Source organism: Burkholderia seminalis (assembly GCF_001718535.1).
Classification (GTDB): Bacteria; Pseudomonadota; Gammaproteobacteria; order Burkholderiales; family Burkholderiaceae; genus Burkholderia; species Burkholderia seminalis.
Genome location: NZ_CP013400.1, coordinates 1,526,867 through 1,546,451 on the forward strand (window position 1 = coordinate 1,526,867; position 19,585 = coordinate 1,546,451).

Here is a 19,585-nt window from a genome sequence, read left to right on the forward strand (position 1 = left end):
CAAAAATGTACGCCAAATATACAAGAACGACCATTCACAAACAATTGTGTGAGCCTCACGATGGTGACTTTCATCAACCGAACCGCCCCGCCGGGGGCCAACGTCTGCGGAGCGTGAAGTCATGGACAAGTTGAAGGGCAAGGTCGCGATCGTGACGGGAGCATCGAAAGGAATCGGCGCAGGCATCGCGCGCCAGCTGGCGGCCGACGGCGCACAGGTCGTCGTCAACTACGCATCGAGCGCGAGCAATGCCGAAAAGGTCGTCGCGGACATTCAGGCCGCCGGTGGGCAGGCATTGGCGGTGCGCGCCGACGTGACGAACGAGACGGAGGTCGAGGCGCTCGTCAACGTAGCCGTCGACCATTTCGGACGGTTGGATATCGTGGTGAACAACGCCGGCGTCTATCAGTTCGCCAGGATCGAGGAGACCACCGAGGCGCGCTACCGCGAGCAATTCGACATCAACGTTCTCGGCCCGCTGCTGGTCGTCGGGGCCGCGGCGCCGCATCTCGGCAAAGGCAGCAGCATCGTCAACATCGGTTCCAACGTGACGCGCGTCCTGCCGGCCGAAAGTGCCATCTACAGCGGCACGAAAGGCGCCATCGACGCCATCACCGGCGTGCTCTCGCGGGAGCTCGGCCCGCGCGGCATCCGGGTCAATGCCGTGAACCCCGGCCTGGTGGAAACGGAGGGCACCCATGCTGCCGCGGTGATCGGCTCGGACTTCGAAACATGGAACGCGGACCAGACACCGCTTGGCCGTATCGGCCAGGTGCGGGACATCGCGCCGATCGTTTCATTTCTCGCGTCGGACGACTCGGAGTGGATGACGGGCGAGATCGTCCTTGCGTCGGGCGGCATGCGCTGACGCGGCCTGCTCGCGGGCATGCACGCCGTGCGCAACAGACATGAGCGCTTCCACGAGAAACATGTCGGTTCCGCATCGGCGCGCATGTTGGCATGCCCCGTCGAGCGAATCGAAACACAGCATCAAGTGAAAGGAGAAACGCATGAACAAAACCTGGTTGATCACCGGCTGCTCCGGCGGCTTCGGCCTGCATCTCGCACGCATGGCGGCCGCGCGCGGCGACCACGTGGTGGCAACGGCGCGTGCGCCGGAAACGCTACGCGATCTCGCTCGGCATTACCCGGACACGCTGCGTGCTGCAGCGTTGGACGTGACGAAGCCGGAGACGATACAAGCGGCCATTGCCTTGACGGCCGAAACGTTCGGCAGGTTGGACGTGCTGGTCAATAACGCCGGGCATGGATTCATGGGGGCGATCGAAGAAGGCACCCCGGAGGAATACCGGCCGTTATTCGATGTGAACGTCTTCGGACTCGTCGAGACGACGCGTGCGGCATTGCCGCTGATGCGACGCACCGGAGGCGGCAGGATCGTAAACCTGTCGTCCGGTGCCGGTATCGCCGGTTCGGGTGGCCGCGGCTATTACAACGCGACGAAGTTTGCGGTCGAAGGCCTGTCGGAGGCACTCGCGCAGGAAGTCGAACCGATGGGCATTCGCGTGATCATCGTCGAGCCGGGTCCGTTTCGAACCGAATTCCTGGGGCGCTCGATCGCGGTCGCCAGGCAGCAGATCAGCGACTATGCGGCAACCGCCGGCTCCGCGCGCAGCTACCGCGACAGCAACGACGGACATCAGGCAGGCGATCCTGCCAAAGCCGCCGCGGTAATGATTCAGGCAATCGACTCGGACGATCCGCCCTTGCACCTGCCGATCGGGCCGAACGCTCATGCCATTGCGGAGCGCAAGCTGAAGGCGTTCCGCCAGGACATCGACGCGTGGCGTGCGCTGTCCATCGCAACCGACTTCGATTGATGGCGCCGGGCCGACGTGACGGTCGGCCCGAACACGGAATCGCGGACGCGTCGCCCGGTCCTCGCCCATCGGTTCGATCGGGTTGCACGCCGGCGAACGACGTGTCGCCCGCCGGGCGGCCGGCTTACATCGGAGGTGCGACGCCATCCTTCTCGACCACGATCTGGCGTCCGTCGTAGGCCCCGTCCTTGCCCGGCGTGGCCACGACGAAGATCTTCTTGCCCGTCGACAAATCGGCGCGCGTCGCCGGGACGAGCGTCACGACCGGTGCGTCGGGCGGCACCGTGATCGTGTTGCTGCCGCCCTTGTACGACAGCTTGAGATCGCGCCCGCTCGTGCCTTGAACGACCGTATCGACACTGGCGTTCGTCATCGTGCTGTTCGCGGCGAGATCCCATGCATAGTGGCCTTCACCCATGCCGCGCGCGGCTTCGGGGAACACGAGCACTTCCTTCGCGATCAACTTGCCGTTCTCGCCCGGCATGGCCGCCGCGCCGACATAGGAACCGGGTTTGATATCGGAAAGCTGAATCGCCTTCACCGCGTTCACGTTGGCCGACGGTGCGACATTGATGAGCACGGTCTCGCCGCTGCGGCGGTGTACCTTCAGGCTGCTGCCGGAAAACGAGACGATGTCGCCGCGAATGCGCTCGGGCTTGCTCGCAGCGGATTGCGCGAGCGCACTGCCGGCCAGCGTGGCCGCGACGACGGAAGCGACGAGTTTGAGTCGAATGGACATGAATGCTCCTTTGAAGAGGTTGCGATCGAGAATGTCACCGGCGCGATATCCAGGGCCAAGGGCTCAGGAACCGCCAAACCAGTTGTATCCCTGGTTTTCCCAATAACCGCCCGGGAATGCGTTGGTCACCGTGATGGCGACGATATGTTTGGGATTCTTGTATCCGAGCTTGGTCGGCATGCGCAGCTTCATCGGGAAGCCGTACTTCGCCGGCAAGACGCTGCCGTCATAGGTGAGCGTCAGCAGCGTTTGCGGATGGAGCGCAGTCGGCATGTCGATGCTCGTCCAGTAGTTGTCGGCGCAATGCAGCGCGACGTACTTCGCGGTGGTGTCGGCGCCGGCGCGCAACAGGAAGTCCGAAAATCGCACGCCGCCCCACTTCCCGATCGCGCTCCACCCTTCGATGCAGATATGCCGCGTGACCTGGCTTTCCTGCGGCAGCGCACGGAGTTCGTCGAGCGTCCACGCACGCTTGCCTTTGACCAGTCCGCCGACCTGGAGCCGATATCTCGCCGCATCCACGTCCGGCACCTGATCGATGTCGTAATACGCATTGAACGGGAAAGGCCGCGCGATCATCGACTCCGGATACGTCGGCGCAAGCTTGCGCGGATCGAACAGCAAAGCCTGCACGTCGTCGTTGAACGACGACACGCGGCGCAGCATCGTGTTCACTGACTGGTCGTCGGTCAGCTCGCAGCCGGAAAGCAGCATCAGTCCGCCGAGCGTGAGGATTCGCTTGCCGAACAGGCGGCGTTGCGTCGACTGGAGTGCGTTGCGCGCATCCTTGACGATCGCATCCGCATCGAGCTGCGAGACGCGATCGGCGTGAGGGGAACGTTTTGGCTCGTGCATGATCAGCGCCCTCGAATCATCGTCAGCAGTGAGCGCGGAACGAGCGCGACCATCACGATGTGAACGGCAAAAAAACCGACGATCACGCTCATGGCGACGAAATGAACGACGCGCGCGTTGTCGAATCCACCCATCAATGTCCGCAGGACCGGGAACTGCACCGGTTTCCAGATAGCGAGCCCCGACAGCACGAGCAGCCCGATATCGAAGAGCACGCCGAGATACGCGAACTTCTGCACGGCGTTGTACCGTGCCGGATCGTCATGACCCAGCTTTCCGCGCAGCGCGGCGGCGAGGTCGGAAAAGACCGCCCGCACGCCGAGCGGCAGCAGCTTCCTGCGCAACCGCCCGGTTGCAATGCCGAGCACGAGATAGACGAACAGGTTGCCGGCCAGGATCCACATCGCCGCGAAGTGCCACAGGAGCGCACCGCCCAGCCAGCCGCCAAGCGTGATGGAAGGCGGAAACGTAACCGTCCTGAAAATCGGCGATGCGTTGTAGACCTGCCAGCCGCTCAGGCACAGGGCGATGACTGCGGCGGCATTGAGCCAGTGGAAAAGACGAACCCACAGCGGATGAATCGTCGAGCGCTTCAAAGCGAACGTCCTCGTAACCTTGCGGATGGTGCGCGGGCCATGCCGTGGTGACATGGGCGTGACGAGAAGGATCGCAATTGCCGCGACGCGCCGGTATCGGTCGAACGACCGACCCCGGTCGGACTCCTGCCGAGCCGATGTACAGGCGGCCGGCCGGAACAACGGCGGCAGGCCGCCGAGGGACGCGTCAGCGAGGGCCGACCAGCCGCAGGTACGCTTCGACGCCGAGCACGCTCAGCCCCTCGCGCGCATTGAAGGTGGCGGATTTATCCCGCCACATGCCGTCACCGTGCCCGAAAGCGACCCGATAGCGCGCCATCACGTCGTCGGGGGTGGCGACCAGGTCGGCGTTCAGTGTGTCGAGACTCCATGCCGTCTTCACGAAGACGCGGCCGGTGACCCGCTCGACGGGCTTAGTCAGGCGGCGCCGACACCTGGGCGCCTGTGTTGACGCTCCGGGGTTCGCGAGCAGGACCCGGATGGTCAGCTTGCCCGCGTCTTTGGGGGGCGTGGCGGTCACCCTCGTGTCCCAGCTGCCGAGCGCATGCACCGCGCCGCAACCGAACTGCCCTGCCCCCGGGACGATCATGTCGTCGGCCACGCCGACCGCCATACTGCCGGCGCCGACGAAGGCCATGGCGACCGCTGACAGCATGTCCGCACCCGGCTACGCATCGCGGTGCGTCAGGTTTGCAGGACCGATTCCGCACGCACCGTCATCCCGCCCTCGGCCCGGCTCCATTGCACGACCCATTCGGGCAGATCGGGCGATGGCTGGGTCACGCCGATCCGCGCCAGTAGTTCGTCGGTCGGCACGGTGCCGCCGCCGCGCTTCAGGAACCGCGTTCGCACGACGCCGAGCGCGACCTCGACCCCGCCACGCCTGAACCCCTGCTCCAGAAACACATGTTTTTCGTCCCAACCGATCACACGCGTCGTGACGTCGTAACGCTCCCACAAATGCAGCGATCGATGAAATCGTATCGTCTCGAGCGTGACGACGGGATACCACTTTTGCGCATTGACGCGCGGCCACACGCGCGAGCGCAGCAACAGATCGACCCGCCCCAGATCGAGAATGGCGAAGTAGCGGCCATTCGTCATGTGGCGCAGCACATCGAGGTCATTGGGCCACACGCGGAACGGCGTGACGCAGGTGTCGAGGACATGCAGTCGCCGACGTCGCCGGCTCAGCAGGAACGTAACGCACAAACGCAACAGTAGATTCATGAATGGTGGGGGTTGACGGTGCCGGGGCAGCGCGCGCGTCGCGGCATTCGTACCGAAGGGGAAGCCATCGAAGCGCCCCAGATTACGCGACGACCCATGCCACGCGTATCGGTCGAGTGACCGATACGGCTGGAGTGACCGCCCGGAGCTGGCGGCCCGCTCGCGCGACGGCGACATCGCCGAATCACGATACGTTGCGACCGGGCAAGGCTCTATCGCTACAGCAGCCCCATCGCCGACGCCTTGAGTGTGGCTGCCGCGCGCGTCGAGCAATCGAGCTTGCGAAACATGCTTTCGACGTGGGTGCGCACGGTGCTCGGGCTCATCGCGAGCGCGCGCGCGGCTTCCTTGTTGCTCGCGCCGCGCGAGATCACGCGCAGCACGTCCATCTCCCGCGCCGACAGCCGCGCCCCCTGCGTGGCGCGTTTCGCGAACCGTCCGCCCGTGGGTGCCGGCTCCACGATCGCATCGACCGCTTCGTCGCTCAACCGGCCGCGCTCGACCTCTTCGCGCAACACCTGCCTGGCGGCTTCGGCCGACAGCGCGTCGCGCCAGGGCCGTGGCGAACGCAGCGCCACCCACGCTACCGAGGCGGCCAGCACACGCGCCTCGAGCGTCAACGCACGGCCGGCTGCCCCGCGGAAGTATCCCGATCCGTCCTGCCGCTCGTAAGCGTGGGAAGCGAGCTCGGCGGCCTCGGCGAGGGCCCCGGTTTGCCTGCCGGCGCGCGCCGTCCAGTACGGCACCAGCCGAATCTTTTCCCACGCGCTGGCCGCCAGCGTCTCGCGCTGATTCCACACCGCGTTGGGGACGGCGGCACGGCCTATACCGTGAATCAACGCAGCCTGGTAGACGCGCGCCTGCGCCGTTCGATCGAGTGCAAGCCGCTCGCAGCTTGCCGCCGCGGTCGTCGCGACCGCACGCGAAAAGCCCGTCATCCAGGGCAACTTGAGATCGATCACATCGGCGATCAGTTCGGCCGAGGTCATCCGTTGCATGTCGGGCGTGATCAGCGCGGCGTCGAAATCGTCGAGCGTCGCACGCCCGACCTCCTCCAGCCAGCCGCTTGCGTTCCTGACGGCCGTTCCGACGAGATGGGCCGGATATCGACTGTCGGAACGCTGCTCGATGAGCTCGAGCGCCCGCTCGATGCCATGGGTACGACCGAAAACCTCCAGGTCGCCCGCCAGCGCGACCACAAACACGGGCATCGGCACCGCGTCGCGAGCCATGTTCGCGGGAAACCCCGCGCCATCCCACGTTTCGAAGATGTGACGGAGCGACGTTGCCGTCATGCCGGACAGGCCCGACATGCTCGCAATCTCTCCCGATACCTCGCAGTGAGTCTGCGCGAGCGGCAACATGACGGACGCTGCGCCACCCAGCGCCTCCAGCGGCGCCGCCCAGTCGGATCGTCCCTCGAGCATCGCCAGCCTGATCGCGATGTCGTCGCCGAACACGTCGGCGAAGCCCGCCGCGTTCGCGGTGCAGCCCGACCAGCGCAGCAGCGCCACCTCGCGCACCGTATCGCAAGTCTGCGAATCGAGCCCGGCCGCGCGCGCGAGTCGCGCCGCCAGCCATCCGGTGCGCAATGAATGGTCGGTCGGCTGTCCCATGCTGAGGTCGCCGACGAACGCGAGCGCTCTTACCGAATCGAACACCCGCAGCGTGTTCTGGTTTGCATCGACGTCGAACGTGGGCATGGACACGGAAAATCGTGGAGATCACCGCAGATCATACGCGAGGCCTACGATGCGATGTACGCGGCGCTTCGCCCCCCGCGACGGTGCGCAGCGTCCGCGTGAACAGGCGCCCTGCCGTTACATGCACATTGACATCGGAACCGATCGGTCCATATAATGAAGGCCACTTTCAAGCACCGCATCATTTGCGATACTGACCGATGGCAAATCCGGCTGGCGTGGGCCGCCCCCGCGAATTCGAACTTGGCGATGCCGCGCGCGACGCGATGGACGTTTTCTGGGACCACGGCTATGAAGGCGCGTCCCTGCCCGACCTGATGGCCGGCACCGGCTTGTCGCGCGGCAGTCTCTACAAGGCATTCGGCGACAAGAAGGCGCTGCTGCTGGCGGCGCTCGACCTGTACATGGCCGACGGGCTCAAGGCGACCGCGGACATCCTGTCGCAACCCGGCCCCGTGAAGGATGCGATTCGCGACTCGCTGCTGCGCTATGCGCACCTGTCCGTCGGCGAGGCGGGCCGGCGGGGGTGCCTCGCGGTCGCGATGACCACCGAACTGGCCGCGCGCGACGCGGATGTCGCGGAGCGCACGGGGCGCATGTTCCGGCGCCTGCAGCAGCTCTATGCGGGCGCGATCGTCCGCGGCCAGGCGAGCGGCGAGATCGCCGAGCAGGACGAACAGGTGTTGGCGCGTCTGCTCGTCTGCCAGGTCGAAGGCATGCGCGTGCTGGGGAAAACCGGCGTACCCGAGCGCGACATGCTCGCGCTGGTCGACCGCACGATGCGCCTCCTCGACTGAATTTTTTTACCCAATTTGGAACCAATCGGTTCCGTATGGAGAGCCGTTGATGTCACAAAATGATCCCGTCTCGCCCGACCCGCGTCGCTGGGCGATGTTTTCGGTCCTGCTCGTCGGCGCGTTCCTGCCGCCGCTGGACTTCTTCATCATCAATGTCGCGCTGCCGTCGATCCGCGCGGAGCTGGGCGCCTCGTCGTCGGCCGAGCAACTCGTCATTTCGTCGTATGCCGGACTGTACGCGGTGACGCTGATCACCGGCGGGCGGTTGGGCGACCTGTTCGGCCGCGGTCGCATGTTCTTTCTCGGGTTGATCGGATTTGCGACGGCCTCGATGCTGTGCGGCCTCGCCAGCTCGCCGTGGACGCTCATCGTCGGTCGCGCATTGCAGGGCGTGACGGCCGCGATCATGGCGCCGCAGGCACTCGCCTCGATCCAGGCGATCTTCCCGGAAGCGGAGAAGCCGCTCGCGCTCAGCCTGTATGGCGCGGTGTTCGGCCTCGCCGCCGTGGTCGGGCAGGCGCTGGGCGGGATCCTGATCTCGCTGAACCTGCTGAACCTGGGTTGGCGCACGATCTTCCTCGTCAATCTGCCGCTGGCGATTCTGGTCGTGCTGTTCGGGATTCCGCTGTTGAAGGAAACGCGCGCGCAGCATGCGCGCAAGCTCGACCTCGGCGGCACCGCGCTGTCGATGCTGACGCTGGGCGCGCTGATCGTGCCGCTGATCGAGGGACGCGAAGCGGGCTGGCCCGTCTGGGCATGGGTGTCGCTGCTCGCGGTGCCGGCCCTCGCCGCGTGCTTCTGGCGCTACGAGCGCCGGCTGGGCAGCCGCGGCGGCGCACCGCTGCTCGATCCGGCCGCGCTGCGCGCGCCAGGGCTGGGACGGGCATTGCTGATCGCGCTGCTGCTGTATGCGATCGGTGGGTTTTTCCTGCTGTTTTCGGTGTATCTGCAAAACGCGTTGCACGTCGACGCGCTGAGCGCGGGCCTCGTGTTCTTGCCGTTCGGCGTGGGGTTCCTGCTCGGGCCGTTGTCGACGCCTTTCTGCACACGTGTCATCGGCGCTTACGTCAATCCGTTCGGCATGGGGCTGGAGGTCGTCGGGCTCGTCGGCCTCGCGTGGTTGATCGATGCCACGCCGATCGGGATGCCGCTCGCGTCGGTCCCGCTCGCCGCCGCGCTGTTCGTCATCGGTTTCGGACAGGGGCTCGCGCTGCCCACGCTGATGCGCATGGTGACCGGGCGCGTCGCACCGGCGCTTTCCGGCATGATCGCCGGCATTGCCAGTTCGACGCTGCAGGTCAGCACGTCGCTCAGCGTCGCGATCATCGGCGGAATTTTCTATACGGTCCTCGGCACGCGCCAGGATCCGGCGGCCATTGCGCACGCGTTCATCGTCGCGCTTCTCTCGATTTCGTTGTTCCTCGCCGCCGGCGCCGCGCTGGGCATCTCGCTCGCCCGCGCGCCCGCCGCGCCGACCTCGGTGCGGGCGGCCGTCCGGCCGGGCTTCGGCCCTGAACGCAATCGGCCGTAGTCGCCCGTCTCGACATTCATCGTTGCATCAGTCCGACCTGGAGAGGCCTCATGTATTTCGTCGTTTCCTATCGCCGAGCCGCGGGCACCCGGTTCGATGTTCGCTACTACGTCGAGCAACACATTCCGCTGGTGGAGAAATCCTGGAAACGGTACGGGCTCGAATATGTCGATGCCTTCTTCCCCTCGAGAGAGGACAGCGAACTGATCGTCGTGGCGATGTGCCGCTTCGTGGATCGGGCCGCGCTGGACGCCGCGTTCGCGTCGGCGGAGGCGGCGGACGTCATGGCCGACATCGACGCGTTCACCGATATCGCGCCCGATCGGCACATCACGGATGTCGTCTCGTACGCGCGGTAACGGCGGTTGCGCGCCGCCATGCGTCAGTTCCGGCCGGCTCCATCGGTTATTTGTCCGATGGCTCCCGCGAACGGCCGGATGCCAGGATAGGCAACCGTCACGCGAGTGACCGAACCGTGAGGACGGCCGCCATGTCGGAACGTCAGCGCTTCATCGTTGCATTGGCGAGCGGCCTGCCCCGGGCGCTCGGCATATTCGCCGTGCTGTCGGGGGGCTGCGGATCGGCATCGCCGTGGCGCGCCGGCGGGATGCCGGCACGTCATGGCGAACGATCTCGGCCGGCGCGCGAACGGCACTGGCCGGCGCGCTGCTTTCCTGCGAAGCGGTGGGTGCCGTCTACTTCGCGATCGCGGCGCTGGGCGACCGATGGGCGGACGCCGGCGCGCCTGCGCCAGATCGCCCGGCACGAGAGAACGACGGGCCGACCTGAACGGCACAACCGTCATTGTCGATACGCGAGATACCCTGCATCGGCCTGGGCAACCGCCGAACCTTCACCATCGGACATCCGACCGATAGCGGCAGCCCCCGACGATTGAGATACTCGGCGCATTGGAGATCCGGTCAGCTGCGCCCCTGCCCGCCGACCGGCGCGATGATTCGATATACAAAGGAGTGCAAATGGTTAACAGCCGCCCCGAATTCCATGCTCCAGCCGACGGTCGATGGCTGAAACGGTACTACTTTTCCAGGGCGATATTCTCGCTGATCTGGGTCGCGCTGGCGTTTTCCGTCGGGCGGCAGAGCGCGGCCTGCGCAGCGATCCTGTTGGTCGTTTATCCGGCCTGGGACGCGCTCGCCAATTTCGTCGACCTGGCTCGCAGCGGCGGGACGGCAGCAAATCGTACGCAGGCGGTCAACGTCGCGATCAGCGCCGTCGCGACCCTGGCGGTATTAGCGGCGTTGAATGCTGGCATGCACGCGGTACTCACGGTGTTCGGCATCTGGGCCATTCTCTCCGGTGCGCTTCAGCTCGGCACCGCCGTGCGTCGTTGGAAGCATGTCGGCGCGCAGTGGGTGATGGTCCTGAGCGGTGCGCAATCAGCGCTGGCCGGTTTGTTCTTCATTGTCCAAAGCCACGCATCCATGCCGCCCGCGATCGTGAAGATCGCAGGCTACGCGGCGATCGGCGCCCTCTATTTCCTGATATCGGCCGTTTGGCTGCAGGTGCGGCGGATGCGGCGCAGCAAGTCGTGAGCACCGGATAAATCTCCGTGCACCCGCGGCGCCCTCCCATGCTCAACGCATGGATCAGCGGCGTCTGGAATGACCTCGGAGGCGCCGCGCGCGGATCGGTGCGATCAGGTCCGCGAAGGTGGCGGTATCGACGGCCGCGATCCGAGCAACGAGAAATGTGCCGCCCCGACTTTCACCCGCAGCTTGCCGCCAGATTGCGGGCATGTAGCCAACATGATTTCGTAGACTTGATCTTTTGCTCCGTTTCTGGATAATTGTTCATGACTCGGGCGACAAGCTCCTTGTAGATTTCGCCACGAGACCCTAGCCCGCCAGCCTCTCTCGGCTGGCATCCTCTTTTTCGGCACCTCATTGTTGGGTCCGCCGAAATACCCTCACGACTCCAGCCGGCAACGGCGGAATCGTTCGCCTGCCACGCAGGCCGTGAAGCGCCAGAGGAGACACTGGCGCCTTGCTCCAAAGTGCGGCTCCAGATCGTGCTCAACCAGAGGAATCGTCACGCCCTCGATCCAAACCGGTTTGGATGGGCCGCGAACGGTTTCCACACTCGGTGACCGACATGACCAGGCAATCCCCCCGGGTACAAACCGGAAGTCCACCCTATCGGCGCGTTCCATTTGCCCGACGCGGCGGTATGCCGCCCGGCCACGTCCACGCGCTCACCTGAGCGTCCGTCTGCGCCGTCCTGCTCCGCGACTTCAGTGAAGCGTTGCCACTCGTGCGGCGGCGCCTTTTACCGGAGCGGGCGCATGTCGTCACGTTACGCGTTCGTTCACCCCGCGCGACGCACGCATTACAAGGAAAACCGTCATGGCTTCTGATTCTGCCTTTCCCGGCACACCCGCGGCCCGCCCCCGGCCCACCCCGTCCGCCTACATGCGTACCGTCGCATCGATCGCGGCGATCGCCGGCGGGCTCTACGGATACGACACCGGCATCATTTCGGGCGCCCTGCCCCTCATCGCGCGTGAGTTCGAGCTCGACTACCGCGCTCAAGAGCTCGTCGCCGCGGCGATCCTGCTCGGCGCAGTGATCGGTGCACTGGCCGGCACCCGCATGTCGGCCGCACTCGGACGCCGCAAGACCATCACGATCGTCTCGGCGATCTATGCGGCCGGCGTGCTGGCTGCCGCACTATCGCCCGACGTGTGGTCCCTTGCCGCATCGCGGCTCGTGCTCGGATTCGCGGTCGGCGGCTCGACGCAGATCGTGCCGACCTACATCGCGGAGCTCGCGGAGCCGGACAAGCGAGGTCGCCTGGTGACCTACTTCAACGTATCGATCGGCATCGGCATCCTGCTCGCAGCATTGATCGGCGTCGCAGGCAACGACCTGTTTCCTTGGCGGGCGATGATCGGCATCGCCGTCGTCCCGTCGGTGATCCTGATGTATGGCATGACCAGACTGCCGCGCAGCCCGCGCTGGCTCGTCGAGCAGGATCGCATCGCCGACGCGCATGGCGAGTTGTCGAAGGTTCGGGAATCTCAAGCAGCCGTCCGGCACGAGATTGCCGATATCCAGGATGTGGTCGAGCGACAACAGCACGGCGCAACATCGGGCTGGCGCACGATGCGCGAGCCCTGGGTACGCCCCGCCCTCGTTGCCGGCCTCGGCGTCGCCGCGTTCACCCAGCTCAGCGGCATCGAGATGATGATCTATTACACGCCGACGTTCCTGCGCGACGCGGGATTCGGGGCGTCGGCATCGCTCTGGGCCGCACTCGGCGTCGCAGTCACCTATCTCGTGATGACCTTCATCGGCAAGCTGATCGTCGACCATGTCGGCCGCCGCACGCTCAGCCTCGCGACGCTGCCCGTCGCGGCAGCCAGCCTTGTCCTGCTTGGCTGCCTGCTGCGCGGCGACGTCGTTTCGCCCATGCAGCAACTGTGGATCGTCGCGTGCCTGATCGCGTTCATGGTGTTCAACGCCGGCGGTATCCAGGTGATCGGCTGGCTGACGGGCGCGGAAATCTATCCCGTCGCGATTCGCAACCAGGCCACCGGCGCGCACGCCGCGATGCTGTGGGGCTCGAACCTGCTGCTGACCGGAACTGCGCTGACCGTGACCCAATGGCTCGGTGTCGGCGGCGCGATGTGGGCATACGCGGGTCTCAACGCGCTCGCATGGGTGTTCATCTACTTGATGGTGCCGGAAACGCGCGGTCGCAGTCTCGAGGACATCGAGCGCGCATTGAAGCGCGGAACCTTCGGACCGCGCCATTCATGATCGACCCCAGTCAAGACAGTCGCATCGATCCCGTCCCCCCATCACGGAAACCGACATGAACGAACTCACTGCCACTCGTCGACTTTCGGACTATGCGCTCATCAGCGATTGCGATGGCGTGCTCGTCAACAGCGAGGCAATCGCCGAACACATCATCGTGACTCGCCTCGAGCACCGGTGGGCGCTCGCCGGCCTTCGCGACGTCGTGCGCCCCATGCTCGGCATGCGCGCCGAGCAACTGCTGCGCGCCGTCGCAACCATCGTCGATCGGCCTCTCGACGACGACACGGTCGAGGCGATTCGCATGGACGTCCACGCAAGCGCGGTGAATGCGCCGGCCATCGACGGCGTGCGCGACGCATTCGACGCCATTCCGCTCGTCAAGGCGTGCGCGAGCAACAGCGATCTTTCCTACGTGCGCAGCGTGGTCGACCGGATCGGCCTGGCCGACATTTTCGGCGAACGATTGTTGACGGCCGACCAGGTGCCCTCGCCGAAGCCCGCCCCCGATGTCTATTTGGCCGCCGCCGTTCGCATGCACGTCGCGCCCGAACGCTGCATCGTCATCGAAGACAGCGCGACGGGTACCGCAGCCGCGATCGCCGCCGGCATGACCGTACTCGGTTTCGTGGGCGCCGCGCATGCGGCACGAACGCAAACGGACAAATTGCGCGCTGCAGGTGCGTCCGTCGTTTTCGACGACATGGCCGCGCTGCCGTCCCTCGTCGAACGCTGGCTGCAACAGATGCACGAAGCGACGCCCGATTTGCGCGTGCGCGCCTGACCTCCCTCGACCAGGAAACACCCCATGATCATGAATGACAACGCTTCCACGCTGGAGCGCGGGGATGCCGCGCTCCAGCCGCTCTCCCATGCCACCATCGGACGGGCCGCGCCGCACGTCGCCGTTCCTGGATACGATCATCATCGCCTGACGGCGGGCATCGCGCATATCGGTGTCGGCAATTTCCACCGCGCACATCAGGCGCGCTACATCGACCATTTGCTGCATCTGCCCGGTCACGAAAACTGGGCAATATGCGGAATCGGGCTGGGTAACAGCCGGTCCTCGATCGCAAAGGCCGATGCGCTCCGCGCACAGGATTGCCTCTATACGCTGACGGAGTTCTCGAGCGACGGCACGACAACCGTGCGCGTCATCGGTGCCATGATCGAGTATCTGCACGCACCGAGCGATCCCGAGGCGGTACTGGCCAGGCTTGCCGATCCAGCGATCCGGATCGTATCGCTGACGATCACGGAAGGCGGTTACAACCTCGACGAGACGACCGGCGCATTTCGGTTCGATGCGCCCGACGTCGCATACGATCTCCTGGGTGGGCCACCCCGTACCGCGTTCGGGTTTATCGTCGAAGCGCTCAGACGGCGCCGTGCCGCGAACGTACTGCCCTTCACCGTGATGTCCTGCGACAATCTGCGCGGTAACGGCGATACCGCACGACGCGCGGTGCTCGATTTCGCGCGTGCGGTCGACGTCGATCTCGCTGCCTGGATCGAGCGTTACGTCGCGTTCCCGAACAGCATGGTCGATCGGATCGCGCCGCAGGTGACGGACGCGGTTCGCCTGCGCGCCAACCGGTCGTCAGGCATTGACGATACGGCGCCCGTCGTTGCCGAAACGTTCTCGCAATGGGTGGTCGAGGACAGTTTCAGCGCTGGACGCCCGGCATTCGACGCCGCGGGTGTCGAATTGCGCGACGACGTCCATGCGTACGAGGCAATGAAGGGGCGCATGCTGAACGCTTCTCACATGTTGCTCGCTTATCCGGCGATTCTGTTGGGACATCGCTTCGTCCATGACGCAATGGCTGATCGCGATCTCGCCGCGCTGCTCGACACCTTCCTTACCCGGGACGTCGGCCCGATCCTCACGCTGCCGCACGGCGTGTCCGCGCGCGCCTATGCTCAAGATACGCTCGCGCGCTTCCGCAACGCCGCACTGGGCGACCAGTTGCTGCGCGTCGCGCACGACGGCACGTCGAAGATCCCGGTGTTTCATGAAAAGACCATCGGGGCACTGATCGCGCACAACGGCGACATGCGCCGTGAAGCACTGCTGCTGGCTTGCTTTCAGCATTACCTGAAGGGTATCGACGATCTCGGCCACCCGTTCGCCGTCAGCGAACCGCGGTTCGATGCAGCGGATCTCGATCGCGTGCGAAGCGGCGATCCGCTTGCGATCCTCAACTCGAAGCCGTTCGCCGCTCTGGGCCTCGATGCCCACGCGAGATTCATCGAGCCATTCCGCACGATGCAGGCCGCTGTGGCACGAGGCAGGACTCGCGATGCGATCCGGCTCGCGCTCGATCCGGATGCTTGAACGACGTATCGCGACCGGAACATCGGTCGCGCGAATGCTCCCGTCCGGGCAATGCGCTGGACGATCGTCCGAATGATCTGCGGATAGCGGGTACCGCCGACGACGGCATGTCGGCGCCCCGCCCCGGCGAGATCAGCCGGTTCCGGCCGCACCCGCACTCGCGTCGGCGAGCAAGGGGGGAGTGATGCGAGAGCCGCAGTTGTCCCGACCATCGTTCCTTGCCCGGCTCTTTCCGAACAGCGCGTCCTCGAATACCCGATTGAGTTCGATCAACTTCGCGTCGAGCCGGGCCAGGTCCCGCTGGGGCGGTAACGGATGATCACCGGACATTGAGAGCGGCCCGTGCGCGACGTGCGCGGCCGCATCGAGTCGAATCGAGCCGCTGCGATCCAGATCGCGCATCAACGCATCGATTCGTGTAACGATGACCGCGCGCGCATGCCGCTCGAATGCGACCACCGGGTCATCGGCATCAACAGGCAGGCGTGTCGCTACGATTCGGCCGTACAGCCAGCAGTAGCGCAGCGTGTCCGACAACCGTCGCGCATCGCCGGATACACGGCGCATGCGCCACGCGGCCAGCGGCCTGATGGCCAGGCGCACCTCGTGAAAACGGCGATCGGCCGCGCGCGTCTGCGCCGCCCCCGGCCGCGTGCCATCGTCGCGTTCGTGCACGAGTTCGCGCAGCGCCGCCAACAGGCTGTGCGAGCGCGTCGCAATGTGGCGCGACGCCGCCAGCGGCATCACCAGCATCGCCGCCGCGAGCGACACCGCACAGCCGATCAACACCTCGCCGATACGCAGTTCGGCAAGCGGGCCGATCTCGAACCCCAGTTGCGCATAGACGAGGCCGATCAGCACCGTGAGGAAAAAAACGCCGCGCCCGTATGCATGCAGGATGTGGTACGCCCAGGCAAACACACAAACGCCCATTACGATGACCACGAGTGCATTCGCATGATGAATGGCACCAACGACGAGTACGCTCGCGAGCGCGCCGGCGAGCGTACCGGCGACACGTTGCGCGCCGCGATAGATCGTGTCCGCGCACGAATACGTACCAAAGAACACGACGAATGTGCTGAGCACCGCCCACATCCACCGCTCCGACGACAGCGTCTCGCCGATCAACATCGCGGCGAACGCAGCCGCCGCGGCGCGGATCGCCGGCAACCATGCGAGCGTGCGCCATCCGGCGATCCACGGAACCACGGGCGCGCGCTGCGGCGTCACGGGCGGACGTGTGACGGTCATGCGCGCCACCACTTCGCCGGCTACGGTATCGAAGCGAGCAATCGCGGCGCGTAGCGCCGCGGCGGCAACGTCGGTCCGATCGTGGTTCAGCACGCGTCGAGCCGCCGCGATCTCCAATGCGACGAGCGCGGCGTGCAACGCGTGCGCGTCGCCTTCATCGAGTGTCGATGCGTGATGCTCGAGTGCGATGGCGGCCTCGTTCAGCGCCAGTAAATGCGCCATCGCGTCCAATGCGCCGGCGGCCGGCACGTCACTCCGTGCGATGCATGCCGCTTGCAGCGATACCGAGCGCGCGATGAGCCGGGGCGTGCGCGCCGCATGCATCGGCAACAGCGTCCGGCAGACGAATACGACACTCGCGAGGCCTGCGATCGACATCACCAGCATGCGGCCGACCTGTGGCGCGATCGGATGCAGATAGAGACCGAGGTAGTACATGGCAATCGCCAGGAACGCGCATCCGATCGTGCGCGGCCCCCGGGTCTGGCACAGCATCGAACAGAACAGGACGAGCACGAAACCTGCCTTGCCAACGGCTGGCCAAGCGCTCACGAAGGCGGCCGCGGCGAAACTCGCGCAGGCGACGCCGTACTGCCATGCAAGCGATTCATACCAGTCCAGCCGATGAGCATCACGCAGGAAAAGCGGTGCGATCATCGCAAAAAGTATTCCAACGGCGCCGGTGGTGATCGCAAAACCGAGGTGAAGCGCCAGTGCAATGCCGAACGCGCCGGCGAGCAAGCTCGCCAGCGCGGCGCGCACACCGCCCAGCAGCCGATGAAGACCGGGGTCGACAATAAACAGGCGGTCAATGGCACGCGACAACGAAACAGCTGACATGATCGAAGAATTCCAAGAGGCAGCGCGGCTGTTTCCGGCCGAACGCCGGCCGCGGCTTTCATGACGGCCCTCGCGAGTCGTGAGGGCCGCGTTGCCGAACTCAAAACACGCGGTCCACCCAGCCGTGGCGGTCGGCTTCGCGCCCGTTCTGGATATCGAGCAGCGCCGCCTTCAGGCGCAATGTGACCGGCCCCGCGCCACCATCGCCGATCGTGAAGTCGTACGCACGGCCCTTCACCCGGCCGATCGCCGTCACGGCCGCCGCCGTGCCGCATGCGAACGCCTCGACCAGACGGCCGCTGCGTGCATCCGCCTGCCACTGCTCGATCGTGTAGCCCTCCTCCCGCACCGTGTAATTCATATCACGCGCCAGCGTGATCAACGACGCGCGCGTGATGCCTGGCAGAATCGTCCCATTCAGCGGCGGCGTCTGGATCGACCCGTCGTCGAACACGAAGAACACGTTCATCCCCCCCAGTTCCTCGATCCAGCGGCGTTCGACCGCATCCAGAAACACCACCTGCTCGCAGCCTTCGCGGATCGCCTCCGCCTGGGCAGCCAGGCTGGCTGCATAGTTGCCGCCGCATTTCGCGTCGCCCGTGCCGCCCGGTGCCGCCCGCGTGTAGTGTTCCGACACCCACAGCGTCACGCCCGACGCGCCGCTCTTGAAGTACGCGCCGACCGGCGTCGCGATCACGCAGTACAGGTACTCGGGCGACGGCTTCACGCCGAGCACCGCCTCCGTCGCGATCATGAACGGACGCAAATACAGGGCCGCCCCGTCGAACGCCGGAATCCAGTCACGATCGGCCCGGACCAGCGCGCGTACCGATTCGACGAACATCGCCTCCGGCAACGGTGCCATCGAGAGCCGTTCGGCCGAATGGCGAAAGCGCCGCGCATTCGCATCGGGACGGAATAAGGCCGCGCCGCCGTCCGGCAACCGGTAGGCCTTCAAGCCCTCGAAAATTTCCTGCGCGTAGTGCAGCACGAGCGTCGCCGGATCGAATCGAAACGACTCGCGCGGCCCGATTTTCGCGTGATGCCACCCTTGTTCCGCCGAGTACCGGATCGTCACCATGTGGTCCGTGAAGACACGGCCGAAACCGGGATTGTCGAGCAGCGCGGTGCGCTCGGCGGCCTCGACAGGGTGAGGATTTCTTTCGAATTCGAAGTCCTGGACAGGACTGGCGCTCATCTTTTGCTCCTTGATCGGCAGCGGGACCGTTCCGGCTGCTACGGACAAAAATTTATCGTAGAAAAAATAATTTCCGGTTGCGTGTTCGACCTAAGATGAAACCGGTTTGGCAATTCAATGCTTCAAAAGTCGAACATTCAGGCATCGTGTGCCTCAATCGAACAAGCTGGGTCAATGGCCGTGATCGAACTGGACGAAATGGACCGTCGCATTCTGAGAGTGCTTCAGGAAGATGGGCGAATCCAGAATGTGGAACTGGCGCAGAAGGTGGGCTTGTCGCCGTCGCCGTGCCTGCGTCGAGTCAAGCAGCTGGAGCAGGCCGGCGTCATCGAGCGCTACTCGGCGCTGCTCGACGCATCGAAGATCGGTGCGGGGCTGACTGTCTTCGTCCGCATCTGGCTGACAAGCCAGGACGCGAAAACCGTCGACCATTTCACCGAGGTGGTCCAACGTCTTCCACAGGTTCTCGAATGCCACTTGATGGCGGGCGATTGCGATTGCCTGCTGCGCGTCGTGACCGCCAATATCGACGCCTATCGGAAATTCCAGATCGATCACCTGACCCGGATCGACGGCGTGCAGAGCGTGAAAACTGAGATTCCGATGCAGAAGATCAAGCAGACTTCCGTGCTGCCGCTTTGATCGCGCACGCCGCTGCGAAAGTGAATCGGTACCGCCCCGGGCCGGCAGTGCATGGAGATCCACGAAAGCGGCGATCGATGGGGCGCGTCATGGCGAGCGCTTGGCCCGTGATGCGGACACCGTCAGGCAGTTTCGCGCGCGCGATGCGGCACGCGGCGGTTGGCGGTGTATCGCCGACGACAGCGGGTCGGTAACCCGCCGCAGCAAGATCGGTCGGTTCCTGTCGAACCGGGACT

General features: G+C 65.3%; 18 protein-coding genes. 10 read left to right on the forward strand and 8 right to left on the reverse strand.

The window, feature by feature from the left end:
• The first annotated feature begins 121 nt into the window (after positions 1-121).
• Positions 122-868, forward strand: coding sequence for a glucose 1-dehydrogenase (locus WJ12_RS27535; protein WP_059556533.1), 747 nt, complete (start codon positions 122-124; stop codon positions 866-868).
• Between the two features lie 142 nt (positions 869-1,010).
• Positions 1,011-1,841, forward strand: a complete 831-nt coding sequence (locus tag WJ12_RS27540) for an oxidoreductase (protein WP_034191380.1) — start codon at positions 1,011-1,013, stop codon at positions 1,839-1,841.
• 124 nt (positions 1,842-1,965) lie between these two features.
• Here the strand turns inward: WJ12_RS27540 and WJ12_RS27545 are convergent, their stop codons facing one another.
• The 6 genes from WJ12_RS27545 to WJ12_RS27570 form a co-directional block, all read right to left on the reverse strand.
• The gene (locus WJ12_RS27545) at positions 1,966-2,580 is read right to left on the reverse strand and encodes a hypothetical protein (RefSeq protein WP_034191379.1); all 615 of its coding nucleotides are present in this window, start codon (positions 2,578-2,580) and stop codon (positions 1,966-1,968) included.
• 63 nt (positions 2,581-2,643) lie between these two features.
• Complete coding sequence (locus WJ12_RS27550) at positions 2,644-3,435, reverse strand: molybdopterin-dependent oxidoreductase (protein ID WP_034191378.1); 792 nt, start codon at positions 3,433-3,435, stop codon at positions 2,644-2,646.
• 2 nt (positions 3,436-3,437) lie between these two features.
• Positions 3,438-4,031: a cytochrome b/b6 domain-containing protein gene (locus WJ12_RS27555; RefSeq protein WP_059556534.1), complete on the reverse strand. Its 594-nt coding sequence runs from the start codon at positions 4,029-4,031 to the stop codon at positions 3,438-3,440.
• A gap of 187 nt (positions 4,032-4,218) precedes the next feature.
• The gene (locus WJ12_RS27560) at positions 4,219-4,686 is read right to left on the reverse strand and encodes a Rossmann-fold NAD(P)-binding domain-containing protein (RefSeq protein WP_059556535.1); all 468 of its coding nucleotides are present in this window, start codon (positions 4,684-4,686) and stop codon (positions 4,219-4,221) included.
• Between the two features lie 29 nt (positions 4,687-4,715).
• Positions 4,716-5,261, reverse strand: coding sequence for a thioesterase family protein (locus WJ12_RS27565; RefSeq protein ID WP_059556536.1), 546 nt, complete (start codon positions 5,259-5,261; stop codon positions 4,716-4,718).
• A 218-nt stretch (positions 5,262-5,479) separates the two neighbouring features.
• Positions 5,480-6,964: an HD domain-containing phosphohydrolase gene (locus tag WJ12_RS27570; RefSeq protein WP_059556537.1), complete on the reverse strand. Its 1,485-nt coding sequence runs from the start codon at positions 6,962-6,964 to the stop codon at positions 5,480-5,482.
• 200 nt (positions 6,965-7,164) lie between these two features.
• Between WJ12_RS27570 and WJ12_RS27575 the strand changes: the two genes are divergently transcribed.
• From WJ12_RS27575 to WJ12_RS27610, 7 genes are all read left to right on the forward strand, one after another.
• Positions 7,165-7,761 (forward strand): TetR/AcrR family transcriptional regulator, encoded by a 597-nt coding sequence (locus WJ12_RS27575; RefSeq protein WP_059556538.1) that lies wholly within the window; start codon positions 7,165-7,167, stop codon positions 7,759-7,761.
• A 49-nt stretch (positions 7,762-7,810) separates the two neighbouring features.
• A complete protein-coding gene (locus WJ12_RS27580) occupies positions 7,811-9,292 on the forward strand; it encodes an MFS transporter (RefSeq protein ID WP_059556539.1) in 1,482 nt (493 codons plus the stop codon).
• A gap of 50 nt (positions 9,293-9,342) precedes the next feature.
• Entirely contained in the window at positions 9,343-9,651 is a 309-nt protein-coding gene (locus tag WJ12_RS27585) for an EthD family reductase (protein ID WP_059556540.1), read from the forward strand.
• A gap of 621 nt (positions 9,652-10,272) precedes the next feature.
• Complete coding sequence (locus WJ12_RS27595; RefSeq protein ID WP_059556541.1) at positions 10,273-10,848, forward strand: DUF308 domain-containing protein; 576 nt, start codon at positions 10,273-10,275, stop codon at positions 10,846-10,848.
• Positions 10,849-11,658: 810 nt separating this feature from the next.
• Complete coding sequence (locus WJ12_RS27600; RefSeq protein ID WP_059556542.1) at positions 11,659-13,074, forward strand: sugar porter family MFS transporter; 1,416 nt, start codon at positions 11,659-11,661, stop codon at positions 13,072-13,074.
• A 55-nt stretch (positions 13,075-13,129) separates the two neighbouring features.
• Positions 13,130-13,858: an HAD family hydrolase gene (locus tag WJ12_RS27605; RefSeq protein WP_034191368.1), complete on the forward strand. Its 729-nt coding sequence runs from the start codon at positions 13,130-13,132 to the stop codon at positions 13,856-13,858.
• Positions 13,859-13,882: 24 nt separating this feature from the next.
• Entirely contained in the window at positions 13,883-15,415 is a 1,533-nt protein-coding gene (locus WJ12_RS27610; protein ID WP_226103907.1) for a mannitol dehydrogenase family protein, read from the forward strand.
• Between the two features lie 132 nt (positions 15,416-15,547).
• On the opposite strand, the gene WJ12_RS27615 is transcribed toward WJ12_RS27610, so the two are convergent.
• Both WJ12_RS27615 and WJ12_RS27620 read right to left on the reverse strand, forming a co-directional pair.
• Complete coding sequence (locus WJ12_RS27615; RefSeq protein ID WP_226103906.1) at positions 15,548-17,509, reverse strand: FUSC family protein; 1,962 nt, start codon at positions 17,507-17,509, stop codon at positions 15,548-15,550.
• Between the two features lie 100 nt (positions 17,510-17,609).
• Positions 17,610-18,707, reverse strand: a complete 1,098-nt coding sequence (locus tag WJ12_RS27620) for a branched-chain amino acid aminotransferase (protein WP_049029464.1) — start codon at positions 18,705-18,707, stop codon at positions 17,610-17,612.
• 183 nt (positions 18,708-18,890) lie between these two features.
• Between WJ12_RS27620 and WJ12_RS27625 the strand changes: the two genes are divergently transcribed.
• Positions 18,891-19,349, forward strand: coding sequence for an Lrp/AsnC family transcriptional regulator (locus tag WJ12_RS27625; RefSeq protein WP_034191669.1), 459 nt, complete (start codon positions 18,891-18,893; stop codon positions 19,347-19,349).
• Positions 19,350-19,585 lie beyond the last annotated feature (236 nt).

Bases quoted from the DNA above. Each gene is read 5' to 3' on its own strand.
- WJ12_RS27535 (WP_059556533.1), top strand. From the start codon at position 122: ATGGACAAGTTGAAGGGCAAGGTCGCGATCGTGACGGGAGCATCGAAA.
- WJ12_RS27540 (WP_034191380.1), top strand. From the start codon at position 1,011: ATGAACAAAACCTGGTTGATCACCGGCTGCTCCGGCGGCTTCGGCCTG.
- WJ12_RS27545 (WP_034191379.1), bottom strand. From the start codon at position 2,580: ATGTCCATTCGACTCAAACTCGTCGCTTCCGTCGTCGCGGCCACGCTG.
- WJ12_RS27550 (WP_034191378.1), bottom strand. From the start codon at position 3,435: ATGCACGAGCCAAAACGTTCCCCTCACGCCGATCGCGTCTCGCAGCTC.
- WJ12_RS27560 (WP_059556535.1), bottom strand. From the start codon at position 4,686: ATGCTGTCAGCGGTCGCCATGGCCTTCGTCGGCGCCGGCAGTATGGCG.
- WJ12_RS27565 (WP_059556536.1), bottom strand. From the start codon at position 5,261: ATGAATCTACTGTTGCGTTTGTGCGTTACGTTCCTGCTGAGCCGGCGA.
- WJ12_RS27570 (WP_059556537.1), bottom strand. From the start codon at position 6,964: ATGCCCACGTTCGACGTCGATGCAAACCAGAACACGCTGCGGGTGTTC.
- WJ12_RS27575 (WP_059556538.1), top strand. From the start codon at position 7,165: ATGGCAAATCCGGCTGGCGTGGGCCGCCCCCGCGAATTCGAACTTGGC.
- WJ12_RS27580 (WP_059556539.1), top strand. From the start codon at position 7,811: ATGTCACAAAATGATCCCGTCTCGCCCGACCCGCGTCGCTGGGCGATG.
- WJ12_RS27585 (WP_059556540.1), top strand. From the start codon at position 9,343: ATGTATTTCGTCGTTTCCTATCGCCGAGCCGCGGGCACCCGGTTCGAT.
- WJ12_RS27595 (WP_059556541.1), top strand. From the start codon at position 10,273: ATGGTTAACAGCCGCCCCGAATTCCATGCTCCAGCCGACGGTCGATGG.
- WJ12_RS27600 (WP_059556542.1), top strand. From the start codon at position 11,659: ATGGCTTCTGATTCTGCCTTTCCCGGCACACCCGCGGCCCGCCCCCGG.
- WJ12_RS27605 (WP_034191368.1), top strand. From the start codon at position 13,130: ATGAACGAACTCACTGCCACTCGTCGACTTTCGGACTATGCGCTCATC.
- WJ12_RS27610 (WP_226103907.1), top strand. From the start codon at position 13,883: ATGATCATGAATGACAACGCTTCCACGCTGGAGCGCGGGGATGCCGCG.
- WJ12_RS27615 (WP_226103906.1), bottom strand. From the start codon at position 17,509: ATGTCAGCTGTTTCGTTGTCGCGTGCCATTGACCGCCTGTTTATTGTC.
- WJ12_RS27620 (WP_049029464.1), bottom strand. From the start codon at position 18,707: ATGAGCGCCAGTCCTGTCCAGGACTTCGAATTCGAAAGAAATCCTCAC.